Here is a 14,110-nt window from a genome sequence, read left to right as displayed (position 1 = left end):
GGGCGGGGCAGCACCACCTGCCCCGCCCGGTGACCGCCCGCGTGCGGACCGACCCAGCACAAGGAGGTGCCCGGACATGACCACCCACCGCATCCGCGTCGGCATCGACGTGGGCGGAACCTTCACCGACGCCGTGGCGGTCGACGCCACGACGCTCAGGCTCGTGGGCCAGGTGAAGGTACCCACGAGCCACCATCACGAGGACGGCGTCGCGCACGGCATCGTCGAGGCGCTCGACCGGCTGCTGAAGCAGACCGGACACGCACCCGCCGACGTCGCGTTCCTGGCGCACGGCACGACACAGGCTACCAACGCCCTGCTGGAGGGCGACGTCGCCACCGTCGGCCTGCTCGGCATCGGCACCGGCGGCGGAACGTACTTCACCCGCCGGCTCGCCACCCTGGCCAAGCTCGAACTCACCCCCGGCAAGCGGCTGCCGCTGCACTACGCGCACGTGGCCGACCCCGACGACGCCCCCGCCGTCCGGGCCGCCGTCGAACGGCTCACGGAGTCCGGCGCCCAGGCCCTGGTGGCCAGCGAGCCCTTCGGCGTCGACCGGCCCGAGGGCGAGGAGGCGGTCGCCGACGCGGCCCGCGCCACCGGCCTGCCGACCACCGCCGCGCACGAGATCACCTCCCTGTACGGGCTGCGCAAGCGCACCCGCACCGCCGTCGTCAACGCGGCGATCCTGCCCCGGATGCTGGCCACCGCCGACCTCGTCGACGCCTCCATCACCAAGGCCGGGGTCACCGCGCCGCTGATGGTGATGCGCTGCGACGGGGGAGTGATGTCGCTGGACGAGATGCGCCGCAGGCCCCTGCTCACGGTGCTGTCCGGGCCGGCCGCCGGGGTCGCCGGCGCGCTGATGCAGGAGCGCGTCAGCGAGGGCGTGTTCCTGGAGACCGGCGGCACCTCCACCGACATCAGCGTCGTCAGACGCGGCAAGGTCGCGGTACGGCACGCGGTCCTGCTCGGGCAGAGCTCCTACCTCAACGCCCTGGACGTCCGCACCGTCGGCGTGGGCGGCGGCTCCATGGTCCGCGTCTCGGGCGGCCGGGTCACCGGCACCGGACCGCGCAGCGCGCACATCGCCGGGCTGCCGTACGCCTGCTACGCCGAGCCGGCCGACCTGCGGGACGCGAGGCTGACCACGATCAGCCCGCTGCCCGGCGACCCCGCCGACTACGCCGTGCTCGACGCGGCCGGCGGCCGGTTCGCGCTCACCATGACCTGCGCCGCCAACGCCCTCGGCCTGGCCCCCGAGGGCGACTTCGCCCACGCCGACCCGGAGACCGCCCGCGCCGCGCTGGCCCCGCTCGCCGCCGCCCTGGGCACCGACGTGCCCACCGCCGCCGCCCGGCTCCTGGACGCCGGCACCGACCGGGTGAAGTCCGCCGTGGACGACCTCGTGCGCGAGTACCGCCTCGACACCGACACCGCCGTCCTGGTCGGCGGGGGCGGCGGCGCCGCGTCCGTCACCCCCCACCTGGCCGCCCGCACCGGCATGACCGGCCGCATCGCGCAGCACGCCGAGGTCATCAGCCCCATCGGTGTCGCCCTCGCCCTGGTCCGCGAGCAGGTCGAGCGGATCGTGCCCGGCGCCACCCAGGAGCAGATCCTCGCCGTGCGCGCCGAGGCCGAACGCGCCGTGGTCCAGCAGGGCGCCGCCGCCGACGGCGTCGAGGTCGAGGTCACCGTCGACCCGCAGACCAACGTCGTGCGCGCCGTCGCCACCGGCGCCACCGAACTGCGCACCCAGGACCGCTCCCACCGGGCCGACGACGCCGAGCGCCTGCGCCTGGCCGCCGCCAGCCTGAAGACCGACCCGGCGGACGTGCGGGTGGTCGCCGGCACCCCCGCGCACACCGTCTACGGCACCGAGGTCCGCCGCCGGTTCCGGCCCGTCCGGCACCCGGTGCGGGTCGTCGACGCGGACGGCGTCGTACGGCACCACGCCACCGACGCCCGGGTCGAGGCCACCACCGTCGCCGGCGCCCCCGAGGTGCTGGCGAAGCTGGTCGCCGAGCACACCTCCTACGGCGACGGAGGCGTCCGCGCCCCCGCCGTGCGGCTGCTGCTCGGCTCCCGCATCGCCGACCTCTCCGGCGTACTGGACCCGCAGCCGCTGCTCGCCCTGGCCCGCAGCGAACTGCGCTCCCGTGCCGCCGACGAGCCGGTGGTCGCCGTACTGGAGGTGCGCGAATGAGCGCGTCACAGGCCCCGGTGGCGGCCGACCTCGCCGCCACCGACGACCTCGGCTGGGCCGTGCGGCTGCTGGCCGCCACCCCGACCCACGAGCACCGCGACCCGGAACTGCTGCGCCGGTGGGCTCGGGCGGCCGACGCGTTCGGCGCCGCCCTCGCGCCCGTCGCGTGCACCGCCCGGGTCGTGGAGAGCGAGGGCGGGCTCGAACTCGGGCTGCTGGCCCGCTACGGCTCCAGACCTCCCACGGTCGAGCTGTTCACCGACACGATCGAACTCGCCGAACGGACCGTCGACGCCCGCGGCTGGCGCCACTGGTACCCGCCCGGTTCCGTGCGGGCCGCCGCCCTCGCCCACGAGGCGGTGCACGTCCACCTCCACCACGGCCCCGCGAAGGCCGCCCTGAAACACGCCCTCGGGCACAGCGCCCTGCGCCTGGGCCGGCTGCGCGTACCCGGCCACGTCGCCGGCGCGGAGGAGGTGGCCGCGCACGCCTACGCCCGTACCGTCTGCGGACTCGGCCGCAGCCCCCTGCTGCTGACCGCCGCCCTGGCCGCCGAGGCCGAGGCCGGGAGCGGAACCACCCCACCACCTGCACGTGACGCAAGAAGAGAGAACTGACCCATGGGTGTCGTCATCCTCCTCGTCATGGCGGCCGGCGTCGCCGCGATGCTCACCCGCAAGCTCCCCACCGCCTTCGCGCTGGTCCTGCTCGCCGTGGTCATCGCCTTCCTCTCCGGCGCACCCCTGACCGGCGAGAACAGCGTCCTGGACACGGTGCTCCAGGAGGGCGCCCCGGCGCTCGCGGCGACGATGGTCGCCATCATCCTCGGCTCCTGGCTGGGCAAGCTCCTCGACGAGACCGGCATCGCGGGCACCCTCGTCCGCAAGATCGTCGAGTTCGGCGGCGACCGGCCCACCGTCGTCGCCCTCGGGGTGCTCGCCGTCTCCGCGCTCGTCGGCACCGTCACCGGCTCGGCGCCCGCCGCGATGCTGGCCGGCATCATCGGCATCCCCGCCATGGTCGCCGTCGGCGTGCCGAAGGTGACGGCCGCGGGCACCGTGCTGATGGGCATCGCGGTCGGCGTCCCCTTCGAACTGCCCGTCTGGCAGTTCTTCTCCACCGCCCTCGACCTGCCGGTCGACACCGTGCGCGGCTTCATGGTGAAGCTGTTCCCGTTCGCCCTGGTCGCCGCGGTCGCCTACGTCGTCATCGAGAACCGGCGGCGCGGCACCGAGCACGCCTGGTCGCTCAAGTCCGTCTCCGCGCGTCCGGCCCCGCGCCGCGAACGCCTCGGCGACGCGCCCTGGTACGCGCTGCTCGCCCCCGTGGTCCCGCTGGTCCTGGCCCTCGGCCTGGACGTGGCCATCATCCCCTCGATGCTGGCCGGCGTGCTCTACGCGCTGGTCACCACCACCCGGCCCGGCGAGATGAACAAGCGGCTGCTGCGCACCCTGTACGGCGGCTTCGAGGTGGCCGCGCCGCCGCTCGCCCTGTTCGTGGCGATCGGCATCCTGCTGGCGGCCGTCAAGCTGCCCGGCGCGGTGGACGCCCTGGAGCCGCTGATGAAGGCGGTCAGCCCGCAGAACCCGGTGCTGTTCGTCATCGTCTTCACCCTGCTGGTGCCGCTGTGCCTCTACCGCGGTCCGCTGAACGTGTTCGGCCTCGGCGCGGGCATCGCGGGCGTCCTCATCGCCACCGGCATCTACCCGGCCGTCGCCGTCCTGGGCATGGCCACCTCCTACAACCAGGTCTTCGGCGTCGCCGACCCGACCAGCACCCAGACCGTGTGGGCCGCGCAGTACGCGGGCGTCAGCCCGCAGCAGGTCATGCTCCGCACCCTGCCCTACGTCTGGCTGGTCGCCCTGGGCGGCATGTGCGTCACCGCCGCCCTGTACGTGTGACCTTCCCCCTCCATCTCTCCAGATCTCTCCAGACCTCTCCAGGAGTCGACATGCACGAGCCGCACCTCGACCGCCGACTGTTCCTGAAGGGCACGGCCGCCACCGGCGCCGCTCTCACGCTGGGCGCCACCGCCGTACCCACCGCCACCGCCGTACCCACCGCCTCCGCCGCGCCCGGCGGGTTCCCCGACTACACCTACGTCCGCACCCTGCTGACCCCGTCCCAGCTCGCCTACAACCCCACCGGCGAGATCATCTTCCCGACCGTACGGGGCGTCTACGACCGGCTGCCCGCGAGCGGCCGGCTCGGCCGCTACTACCTCTACTACGCCCCGCACGACGCCCCCGGCGGCATCTGCCTGGCCTACGGCGACTCGCTGGAGGGCCCCTTCACGGAGTACCCGCACAACCCGATCGTCTCCAACAAGTGGTCGCCGCACTACTCGGTCAGCCACGTCTCCTCGCCGCACGTGATGTGGCACGCGGGGCGCAAGGAGATGTGGCTGTACTTCCACGGCGAGAACACCACGACCAGGCTGGCCCGTTCCGCCAACGGCGTCGACTTCACGTACGACAAGGTCGTGCTGAGCACCTCGATGCTGCCGTCCGGCACCACCGAGACCTCGTACGCGCGGGTCTTCCCGCACGAACTGCCCTCGCGCGGCGCCCACTACGTCATGGTGTTCATGATGAACAACAAGTCCGACCACCGGGACATCGGCTGGGGCTGGTCCGCGGACGGCCGCGACTGGACCTTCTCCCAGGAGCCGCTGGTGCGCCACGGCGATGTCGGCGCCGTCAACGTGGGCGGCCCGCACCTGCTGCACCGGAACAACAGCACGTACGTCGTCTACAACAAGGACAAGGAGAGCGGCGGCGACCTGATGATCACCGAGGTCGGCAACGACTTCTCCCGCCGCGAGCACCTCGGAGTGTTCTACAACTCCCGGAGTTCCGCACCGGAGAACGGCCGTTCCGCCTCGCCGTCCTTCGGCACGGACCGCGGCGTCCCCTACATGATCTACGAGGCGGGGGAGCGCCTGGCCGGTTCGATCGCGATGGCCCGGGGCTGACCCGACCGGCGGCCCGGTCCGCCGCCGGGCACGACAGCGGGGGCCCGCCCGTCCCTACGGACGGACGGGCCCCCGCTGTTGCCGGGTGCCTCAGGCGACGGGCGCCGGGTCCTTGTCGGCCTGTCCGGCGAGGTCCTCGCCGGACTCCTCGGCCAGGCGCTCCATGCCGCTGGTGGTCTTCAGCGGCTTCTCCTTGATGAAGACGACGGCGACCAGCGCGAGCACCGCGAACGGCGTCGCGATCAGGAACAGGTCGGCTGTGGCGACACCGTAGGCGTGCTCGACGATCGAGCGCATCGGGGCGGGCAGCGTGGCCATGTCCGGGACGCTGCTCTCGCCCGAGCCACCGCCGCCCGGCACGGTGATGCCGGCGTCGCTGAGGCCCTTGGTCATCTCGTCGGCGACCCGGTTGGCGAGGATCGCGCCCAGGACGCTGACGCCGATGGTGCCGCCCATGCTGCGGAAGAAGGACAGCACGGAGGTCGCGGCGCCCAGGTCGGCGGCGGGCACGTCGTTCTGGGCGGCCAGCACCAGGTTCTGCATCAGCATGCCGACGCCGACACCCAGGACGGCCATGTAGAGGCTGAGCAGGCCGAAGTCGGTCCTCGCGTCGATCGTGGCCAGCAGCGCGAGGCCGACCGCCATGATCACCGCGCCCGCCACCAGGTACCGCTTCCACTTGCCGGTGCGGCTGATGACCTGCCCGGCGACGGTGGAGGACACCAGCAGACCGAGGATCATCGGCAGGCTCATCAGACCCGCGACGGTCGGCGACTTGCCCAGCGAGACCTGGAAGTACTGCGAGAGGAAGACGGTCCCGCCGAACATGGCGACACCGACCAGGAGGCTGGCGACGGTGGTCAGCGTGACCGTGCGGTTCCTGAAGATGTCGAGCGGGACGACCGGCTCGGAGGTACGGGCCTCGACGAAGACCGCGGCGACCAGCAGCAGCACGCCGCCGCCCGCGAGCGCGGCCGTCTGCCAGGACGCCCAGTCGAACTCGTTGCCCGCCAGGGACACCCAGATCAGCAGGGCGCAGACACCGGCGACGATCAGGAAGGCGCCGAGCCAGTCGATGCGCACCTCGCGCCGGGTGGTCGGCATGCGCAGCGTGCGCTGCAGCAGGGCGATGGCGAGCAGCGCGAACGGCACGCCGATGAAGAAGCACCAGCGCCAGCCCAGCCACGAGGTGTCCACCATGACGCCGCCGACCAGCGGCCCGGCCACGGTGCCCACGGCGAAGACGGCACCGAAGATGCCGGCGTACCTGCCCAGCTGGCGGGGCGGGATGACGGAGGCCATCACGACCTGCGCGAGGGCGGTCAGACCACCCGCGCCGATGCCCTGCACGACCCGGCTGAAGATCAGCAGTCCGACCCCGTGCGAGAAGCCGGCCAGCAGCGACCCGACCACGAACATGCCCAGCGACAGCTGGAGCAGCAGCTTCTTGTTGAAGAGGTCGGACAGCTTGCCCCACAGGGGCACCGTCGCGGTCATCGCCAGCAGCTCGGAGGTGACGACCCAGGTGTAGGACGACTGGCTGGCGCCCAGGTCGGCGATGATCGTCGGCAGCGCGTTGGCCACGACGGTACCGGCGAGGATCGCGACGAACATGCCGGCCATCAGGCCCGACATGGCCTGGAGTATCTGCCGGTGGGTCATGGAGGTGGGAGGCGCGTCGGCGGGCGCCTGTGCAGCGGTCACGGCATCTCTTTCGTGTGAGTGGTCCGGTGGGTCGCGAGCCCGGCGCGGAGGCTACGCGGAGGGTGCCGGGAGACCGGCGGCGAGGAGGGTGAAGACCTCGCGGAAGACGTCCAGAAAGTCGGCTTCCTCCTGGTGGGCGGACCAGTGGTCCACACTGGTGCGCACCGCGGCGCCCGCCACCGCGGCCAGCAGCCGCGGGTAGAGCCCGGCCCTGGGACCGGCGCCGTCCGCACCGCCCGGGCCGTCCGCACCGCCCGCGCGGTCCGCTCCGCGCAGGCGTTCGGCGATGGCCGCGGCCAGGTCCGCCTCGGCCGCCATGTGGGCCCCGAGACCGCGGGCCAGCAGGTGCGGTGAGGCGTGCAGGACCTCGGCGTGCAGCCGCCACAGTTCGTGCTGCTGCTCCACCTCGGCCAGTTCCGCCGCCATGGCCTCGCGCAGGACTTCCAGCGGGGAGAGTTCGGCCGGCGCGTCGAGCACGGCGCGCCGCATGCGTGCGCCCGCGTCCTCGTCGATGACCACGAAGGCGTCGTCGCGGCTGTCGAAGTAGTTGAAGAAGGTACGCACGGAGACTCCGGCGGCGGCGCTGATCGCCTCGACGGTGACCTTCTCCGCCCCGTGCTCGGCGGCGAGGTGCACCGCGGCCTCGGCGAGGGCGGCACGCGTGGCCCGCTTCTTCTGCTCTCGCAGCCCGCCTCCCGCGGCACCTTTCTCCAACATAAGTTGCATGGTATGCAAAGATGCACGGCATGCAAAATTGACCGGGAGTGATCAAGCGGGGCGTTTCGTCCGCCACCCGGGACCGAAGTCGAGACAACCGATCAATTCCTGTGTACGACGGCGAAGTTGGGGTACCCGCCGCGCCGGCACGGTCGGCACCGGGGTCGGCGCCGGTGGCGGCCGTGCCTTGTCGCCACGTCCGCAGGGGGCCGTCCGGGCCCCGACGTGACCCGAACGGCCCTCTCGGGTACCCGGCCGGTCCCCGCAGGGTTGGGATGTGCACGGGCCCCGCGCGTCCCGCGCCCCTGCCGCCCGACCGCTGTCCCGACCGGAAGGACCCCCGATGTCCGCCGACCCGCAGCAGCCGTCCACCGGGCTCACCGACGAGGAGCTCGCCGGACTGGACGCCCACTGGCGCGCCGCGAACTACCTCTCCGTCGGTCAGATCTACCTGATGGACAACCCCCTGCTCGCCGAGCCGCTGCGCCCCGAACACGTCAAGCCGCGTCTGCTAGGCCACTGGGGCACCTCACCGGGTCTCAACCTGGTCCACACCCACCTCAACCGGGTGATCAAGGCACGCGGCCTCGACGCCCTCTGCGTCTGGGGCCCCGGACACGGCGGCCCCGCCGTCCTGGCCAACGCCTGGCTGGAGGGGTCGTACAGCGAGACCTACCCGGACGTCACCAGGGACGCCGCGGGCATGGCCCGGCTGTTCAGGCAGTTCTCCTTCCCCGGCGGCGTGCCGAGCCACGTCGCGCCCGAGACGCCGGGCTCCATCCACGAGGGCGGCGAACTCGGCTACGCGCTGTCGCACGCCTACGGGGCCGCCTTCGACCACCCCGGCCTCGTGGTCGCCTGTGTGATCGGCGACGGCGAGGCGGAGACCGGCCCGCTGGCCACGTCCTGGCACTCCAACAAGTTCCTCGACCCCGTCCACGACGGCGCCGTCCTGCCGATCCTGCACCTCAACGGCTACAAGATCGCCAACCCGACCGTCCTGGCCCGCCTCCCCGAGGCCGAACTCGACGCGCTCCTGCGCGGCTACGGCCACGACCCGCTCCACGTCACCGGCGACGACCCGGCCGCCGTCCACCGGGACATGGCCCGCGCCACGGACACCGCCCTGGACCGCATCGCCGCCCTCCAGCGGGCCGCCCGCGAGGACGGGGCCACCGACCGGGGCCGCTGGCCGGTGATCGTCCTGCGCACCCCGAAGGGCTGGACCGGCCCCGCCGAGGTCGACGGCGTGCCCGTGGAGAACACCTGGCGTGCCCACCAGGTCCCGCTGCCCGCCGTACGGACCGACCGGGACCACCTCGCGCAACTGGAGCAGTGGCTGCGCTCCTACCGGCCCGAGGAGCTGTTCGACGACGCCGGAGCGCCGCGCCCCGCCGTCCTCGCCGCCGTCCCCGAGGGCGCGCGCCGCCTGGGCGCCACCCCCTACGCCAACGGCGGCCTCCTCCTGCGCGAGCTGCCCCTGCCCGACCCGGACGAGTACGCCGTGCCGGTCGACAGCCCCGGCGCGAGCACGCACGAGCCCACCCGGGTCCTCGGCGACCTGCTCCGGGACGTCATGGACGCCACCGCCGGCCGGCGCGACTTCCGGCTCGTCGGCCCCGACGAAACCGCCTCCAACCGCCTCCAGGCCGTCTACGCCGCCAGCGGCAAGGCCTGGCAGGAACGGACGCTGCCCGTCGACGAGGACCTCGACCGGCACGGCCGCGTGATGGAGATCCTCTCCGAACACACCTGTCAGGGCTGGCTGGAGGGCTACCTCCTGACCGGCCGCCACGGACTGTTCTCCTGCTACGAGGCCTTCGTCCACATCGTCGACTCGATGGTCAACCAGCACGTCAAATGGCTGCGCGTCACCCGCCGGCTGCCCTGGCGGGCGCCCATCGCCTCCCTCAACTACCTGCTCACCTCCCACGTGTGGCGCCAGGACCACAACGGCTTCTCCCACCAGGACCCCGGCTTCGTCGACCACATCCTGAACAAGAGCCCCGAGGCCGTACGGGTCTACCTGCCGCCGGACGCCAACACGCTGCTCTCCGTCGCCGACCACGCCCTGCGCAGCCGCGACTACGTCAACGTGATCGTCGCCGGCAAGCAGCCCTGCTTCGACTGGCTGTCCATGGACGAGGCGAAGGCCCACTGCGCGCGCGGCGCCGGCATCTGGGACTGGGCCGGGACAGAGGACGGCAGCCGCGAACCCGACGTGGTGCTCGCCTGCGCGGGCGACGTACCGACCCAGGAGGTGCTGGCCGCGGCCCAGTTGGTCCGCCACCACCTGCCCGGGCTCGCCCTGCGCGTGGTCAACGTGGTGGACATCGCCCGCCTGCTGCCCAGCGGCGAACACCCGCACGGCATGACCGACTTCGAGTACGACGGCCTGTTCACCCCCGACAAGCCGGTCGTCTTCGCCTACCACGGTTACCCCTGGCTGATCCACCGGCTCGCCTACCGCCGCACCGGCCACGCGCACCTGCACGTGCGCGGCTACAAGGAGATCGGGACCACCACCACCCCGTTCGACATGGTGCTCGGCAACGACATGGACCGCTACCGCCTCGTCATGGACGTGATCGACCGGGTGCCCGGCCTCGCCGTGCGCGCCGCCGCCGTACGGCAGCGGATGGAGGACGCCCGGCTCCGGCACCACGACTGGATCCGCGAACACGGCGTGGACATGCCCGAGATCGCCGACTGGAGCTGGGACGGCTCGCGGTGACCGCGACCCCGACGACCTGGGACTACGACGACTACGACCCCGCCGAGGAGCGGCTGAGGGAGTCGCTGTGCACCCTCGGCAACGGCTACTTCGCCACCCGCGGCGCCCTGCCCGAGTGCGCCGCGGACGACACGCACTATCCGGGCACCTACGCGGCAGGCTGCTACAACCGGCTCACCTCCGCCGTCGCCGGGCGCGAGGTGCGGCACGTCGAGAACGAGGACATGGTCAACCTCCCCAACTGGCTGCCGGTGCGCTTCCGGGCCGCCGGAGGGGACTGGCTGACGCCGGACACCTCCGAGGTGCTCGACCACCGGCAGACCGTGCACCTGGACTCGGGGCTGCTGGAGCGCCGCACCGGCTTCCGGCTCGACGCGGGACGCGTGCTGTCCGTCCGCCAGCTGCGCCTGGTGCACATGGCCGATCCCCACCTCGCCGCCCTGCGCACGGAGTTCACCGTCGAGGGCGGACCGGCCGATCTGGAGGTGGAGGCGTCCCTCGACGGCGGGGTCACCAACTCAGGGGTGGCGCGCTACCGGGACCTCGACGGCCGCCACCTCACCCACGTGCACACCGGCGACGCCGGCGACGGCACGGTGTGGCTGCGCTGCCGCACCCGCACCTCGGACATCCGTGTCGGCATGGCGGCCCGCACCACCGCCGGCGCGCCGGTCACCGCGGCGCGCGAGCACCTGTGCGTCACCCAGCGCACGGCCCTGCGCGCCGAGCCCGGCCGCACCCTCACCGTCGACAAGACCGTCGCCCTGCACACCTCGCGCGACCCGGCGATCAGCGACCCGCTGCAGGCCGCCGTCGACCGGGTGACCGGCGCCGCCGCCTTCGACGACCTGCTGGAGCGGCACCGCAGCGCCTGGGGGCAGTTGTGGCGCCGTGCCGAGCTGGAGGTCCCCGGCGAGGCGGGCGGCATCCTGCGCCTGCACCTCTTCCACGTCCTGCAGACCCTCTCCCCGCACACCGCCGACCTCGACGTGGGCGTACCGGCGCGCGGCCTGCACGGGGAGGCGTACCGCGGGCACGTCTTCTGGGACGAACTGTTCGTCCTGCCCTACCTGAACCTGCACTTCCCCGAGGTCTCCCGGGCCCTGCTCCACTACCGGCACCGCCGTCTGGAGAGAGCGGGCTCGGCGGCCCGCGCGATCGGCAGGCGCGGCGCGCTGTACCCCTGGCAGAGCGGCAGCGACGGGCGCGAGGAGACCCAGCGACTGCACCTCAATCCGCGCTCGGGCCGCTGGCTCCCCGACCACTCGCGCCTCCAGCACCACGTGGGGTCGGCGATCGCGTACAACGTGTGGCAGTACTGCGAGACCAGCGGCGACACCGAGTTCCTGCACACCAAGGGCGCCGAGATGCTGCTGCAGATCGCCCGCTTCTGGGCCGACTCCGCCACCTGGGACGAGCAGTCGGGGCGGCACCGCATCCGGGGCGTCGTCGGCCCCGACGAGTACCACGACGCCTACCCCGGCGCCGACCGGCCGGGCCTGGACGACAACGCCTACACCAACGTCACCGCCGCCTGGGTCCTGGCCCGCGCCCTCGACGTCCTCGGCCGGCTGCCCGAACCCCGCCGCCGCGAACTCGTCGAGCGCACCGCCCTGGGCGAGGCGGAGCTGGAGCAGTGGGACAGTGTCTCCCGCACCCTTCACGTCCCCTTCCACGACGGTGTCGTCAGCCAGTTCGAGGGCTACGGCGAACTCGCCGAACTCGACTGGCAGGGCTACCGCGAGCGGTACGGCGACATCCGGCGCCTGGACCGCCTCCTGGAGGCCGAGAACGACAGCGTCAACAACTACCGGGCATCCAAACAGGCCGACGTCCTGATGCTGGGCCACCTGTTCTCCCCGGCCGAACTGCGCTCCCTCTTCGACCGGTTGGGGTACCGCCTGGACGAGCCGACCTGGCAGCGCACGGTCGACCACTACCTCGCCCGCACCAGTCACGGGTCCACCCTCAGCGGACTCGTCCACGGCTGGATCCTGGCCCGCGCCCGGCGCGCGGAGGCCTGGTCGTACGTCCAGGAGGCGCTCAAGGGCGACGTCGCCGACCTCCAGGGCGGCACCACCGGCGAGGGCATCCACCTCGGCGCCATGGCGGGCACCCTCGACCTCGTCCAGCGTGGCCTGACCGGCCTGGAGACCCGCGGGGGCGCCCTGTGCCTCGACCCGGTGCCGCTGCCGGAGCTGTCGTCGTACGGGTTCTCCGTCCGTTACCAGGGCCACTGGGGCGTGCGGTTCCGGCTGGAGCACGGCCGGCTGGAGATCGCCGTGCCCGCGGCCGGCCCGCTGCCGATCGACATCAGGCTGCCGGACCGCGAGGTGCGCCTCCAGCCGGGCGACACGTGCCGGCTCGTGCTGCCGGACCGACCGGCCCGTCAGCCGGGCAGGGGGTAGGTCACCGTGCGGGGCGACCCCTCCGGCGCGCCGTCGGTGTAGGTGAGCGTCAGCCGCGTGAAGTGCCGCTGGCCCGCGCCCTGTTCCCCGGCGGTCGGCATGTCGAGCCGCACCCGCACCGGGTAGGAGTGGAAGGCACCGGCGGCGCAGTACGGGTCGCAGTCGTTGACGGCGTTGGTGCCCCGGCCCACCGCGGCGGTGGCGTCCCAGCGGTACCACTGCAGGGAGACCAGGCGGCTGTTGCCGTCCCCGCAGGCGAGCACATACGCCCCGGGGCCGATCTGCGACTGCCCGGCGCAGTCGACGACGACCGGGTCCTGCGTCTGCTGGGTCCGCGCCGCGGACGACGCCGACGGTGCGGCGAAGGCCGTGCCCAGGGGTGCTGCGAGCGCGGCGGCGGCACAGAGTGTGACCGCTGCCCTCATCGGGTTCCTGACCATGTCTGCTCCCGGCCGTCTCGGGGTCGCTTGTCTCCGCTTCCCGTCTCCCCGTACCGACCGTACGGCCGCGTCCCCGAACGCACCACTCGTACGGAGCAGCGCCCCGCACACCGGGGTGCGTGGGGCCGCGACGGGGTCAGCCGTGCAGGGCGAGGTATGGGGCCAGCGCGAACAACGTCGTGACCAGGGCGTACTTCAGATGGCGCGCGGGCAGCGACCGCGCGATCCGCCAGCCGAGGAGCACCCCGGCCAGCTCGGGGACGCCGACCAGCGCGGCCAGCGGCCAGTCGACCGCACCCTGGGCCACGTACCCCAGCGTCCCCACCCCGGCGACGACGACGGACTGCGCCTGCGCCGCCGCGAGCGACTCCAGCACGGGTACGCCCAGCGCGACCAGCAGCGGGACGGTGAGCATCGGTCCGCCGATGCCGACGATCCCCGCGGCGACGGCCACCGAGAACCCCAGCGCGGCCAGCGTCGGCGTGGACGGATGCGCCCTCGGCACAGCCGCGGCGCGGCGCTCACGGAGCAGCACGAGACCCGCCGCGCCCGCCACGAGCACCCCGAGCGCGACCCCGAACACCCGCTTCGACACGTAGGAGTTGATCAGGACGCCGAGCGGCGTGCCGGCCAGCGCGGCCAGTGACAGCACCACCGCCGTGCGCCGTGTCGCGGGCTCGCGCAGTTGCCCCGACCGGGTGTAGGCGGCGGTGGCCAGGGCCCCGGTGGCGACATGGGTGACGACGGCCGTCCCGGCCACCTGCGCGGGGCTCAGGGAGGTGAGGGCGAACAGGCCGATCGTGGGCAGCACACCGCCCGGCCCGACGGCCGTGATGCCGATTCCGCCGACCAGCCCCAGCAGACCGAGGGAGATCAGCACGGTCGCACTCGAACCGGCCATCGCCGGCCTCCTCTCACCCGCGTCGC

10 protein-coding genes are annotated in these 14,110 nt (G+C 73.3%); 6 read left to right on the top strand and 4 right to left on the bottom strand.

Features of this window, described 5'->3' with window-relative positions; genetic code table 11:
• Nucleotides 1–76: 76 nt before the first annotated feature.
• From IG94_RS0104925 to IG94_RS0104910, 4 genes are read left to right on the top strand one after another with little or no spacing between them, the layout of a single operon-like run.
• Nucleotides 77–2,206, top strand: coding sequence for a hydantoinase/oxoprolinase family protein (locus IG94_RS0104925; RefSeq protein ID WP_031031567.1), 2,130 nt, complete (start codon nt 77–79; stop codon nt 2,204–2,206).
• Nucleotides 2,203–2,823, top strand: a complete 621-nt coding sequence (locus IG94_RS0104920) for a hypothetical protein (protein WP_031031565.1) — start codon at nt 2,203–2,205, stop codon at nt 2,821–2,823. Before IG94_RS0104925 ends, IG94_RS0104920 begins: the two co-directional genes overlap by 4 nt.
• 3 nt (nt 2,824–2,826) lie before the next feature.
• Nucleotides 2,827–4,107, top strand: a complete 1,281-nt coding sequence (locus IG94_RS0104915; RefSeq protein ID WP_031031563.1) for a TRAP transporter large permease subunit — start codon at nt 2,827–2,829, stop codon at nt 4,105–4,107.
• Nucleotides 4,108–4,157: 50 nt separating this feature from the next.
• On the top strand, nt 4,158–5,180 hold the full coding sequence (locus IG94_RS0104910) for a twin-arginine translocation signal domain-containing protein (RefSeq protein ID WP_031031560.1): 1,023 nt from the start codon (nt 4,158–4,160) through the stop codon (nt 5,178–5,180).
• A 90-nt stretch (nt 5,181–5,270) separates the two neighbouring features.
• On the opposite strand, the gene IG94_RS0104905 is transcribed toward IG94_RS0104910, so the two are convergent.
• The gene (locus IG94_RS0104905) at nt 5,271–6,842 is read right to left on the bottom strand and encodes an MDR family MFS transporter (RefSeq protein ID WP_211269655.1); all 1,572 of its coding nucleotides are present in this window, start codon (nt 6,840–6,842) and stop codon (nt 5,271–5,273) included.
• Between the two features lie 93 nt (nt 6,843–6,935).
• Entirely contained in the window at nt 6,936–7,610 is a 675-nt protein-coding gene (locus IG94_RS0104900; protein WP_031031556.1) for a TetR/AcrR family transcriptional regulator, read from the bottom strand.
• Between the two features lie 334 nt (nt 7,611–7,944).
• Here IG94_RS0104900 and IG94_RS0104895 point away from each other — a divergent pair, with 334 nt between their 5' ends.
• Both IG94_RS0104895 and IG94_RS0104890 read left to right on the top strand, forming a co-directional pair.
• Nucleotides 7,945–10,335 (top strand): phosphoketolase family protein, encoded by a 2,391-nt coding sequence (locus IG94_RS0104895; RefSeq protein WP_031031554.1) that lies wholly within the window; start codon nt 7,945–7,947, stop codon nt 10,333–10,335.
• Nucleotides 10,332–12,743 (top strand): glycoside hydrolase family 65 protein, encoded by a 2,412-nt coding sequence (locus IG94_RS0104890; RefSeq protein WP_031031550.1) that lies wholly within the window; start codon nt 10,332–10,334, stop codon nt 12,741–12,743. Before IG94_RS0104895 ends, IG94_RS0104890 begins: the two co-directional genes overlap by 4 nt.
• Here IG94_RS0104890 and IG94_RS0104885 read toward each other — a convergent pair.
• Both IG94_RS0104885 and IG94_RS0104880 read right to left on the bottom strand, forming a co-directional pair.
• Nucleotides 12,725–13,183: a hypothetical protein gene (locus IG94_RS0104885; RefSeq protein ID WP_031031549.1), complete on the bottom strand. Its 459-nt coding sequence runs from the start codon at nt 13,181–13,183 to the stop codon at nt 12,725–12,727. The two genes, IG94_RS0104890 and IG94_RS0104885, sit on opposite strands and share 19 nt — an antisense overlap.
• Before the next feature lie 136 nt (nt 13,184–13,319).
• A complete protein-coding gene (locus IG94_RS0104880) occupies nt 13,320–14,084 on the bottom strand; it encodes a sulfite exporter TauE/SafE family protein (RefSeq protein WP_031031546.1) in 765 nt (254 codons plus the stop codon).
• Between the last annotated feature and the right edge of the window lie 26 nt (nt 14,085–14,110).

The organism is Streptomyces olivaceus (genome assembly GCF_000721235.1).
GTDB lineage: Bacteria > Actinomycetota > Actinomycetes > Streptomycetales > Streptomycetaceae > Streptomyces > Streptomyces olivaceus.
Note: the sequence above shows the minus strand (reverse complement) of the source record. Positions and strands in the feature narration are given on the sequence as shown.

Excerpts from the sequence above, each read along its gene's own strand:
- IG94_RS0104920 (WP_031031565.1), top strand. The coding sequence starts at position 2,203 with ATGAGCGCGTCACAGGCCCCGGTGGCGGCCGACCTCGCCGCCACCGAC.
- IG94_RS0104905 (WP_211269655.1), bottom strand. The coding sequence starts at position 6,842 with ATGACCCACCGGCAGATACTCCAGGCCATGTCGGGCCTGATGGCCGGC.
- IG94_RS0104880 (WP_031031546.1), bottom strand. The coding sequence starts at position 14,084 with ATGGCCGGTTCGAGTGCGACCGTGCTGATCTCCCTCGGTCTGCTGGGG.
- IG94_RS0104910 (WP_031031560.1), top strand. The coding sequence starts at position 4,158 with ATGCACGAGCCGCACCTCGACCGCCGACTGTTCCTGAAGGGCACGGCC.
- IG94_RS0104925 (WP_031031567.1), top strand. The coding sequence starts at position 77 with ATGACCACCCACCGCATCCGCGTCGGCATCGACGTGGGCGGAACCTTC.
- IG94_RS0104915 (WP_031031563.1), top strand. The coding sequence starts at position 2,827 with ATGGGTGTCGTCATCCTCCTCGTCATGGCGGCCGGCGTCGCCGCGATG.
- IG94_RS0104895 (WP_031031554.1), top strand. The coding sequence starts at position 7,945 with ATGTCCGCCGACCCGCAGCAGCCGTCCACCGGGCTCACCGACGAGGAG.
- IG94_RS0104885 (WP_031031549.1), bottom strand. The coding sequence starts at position 13,183 with ATGGTCAGGAACCCGATGAGGGCAGCGGTCACACTCTGTGCCGCCGCC.
- IG94_RS0104900 (WP_031031556.1), bottom strand. The coding sequence starts at position 7,610 with ATGCAACTTATGTTGGAGAAAGGTGCCGCGGGAGGCGGGCTGCGAGAG.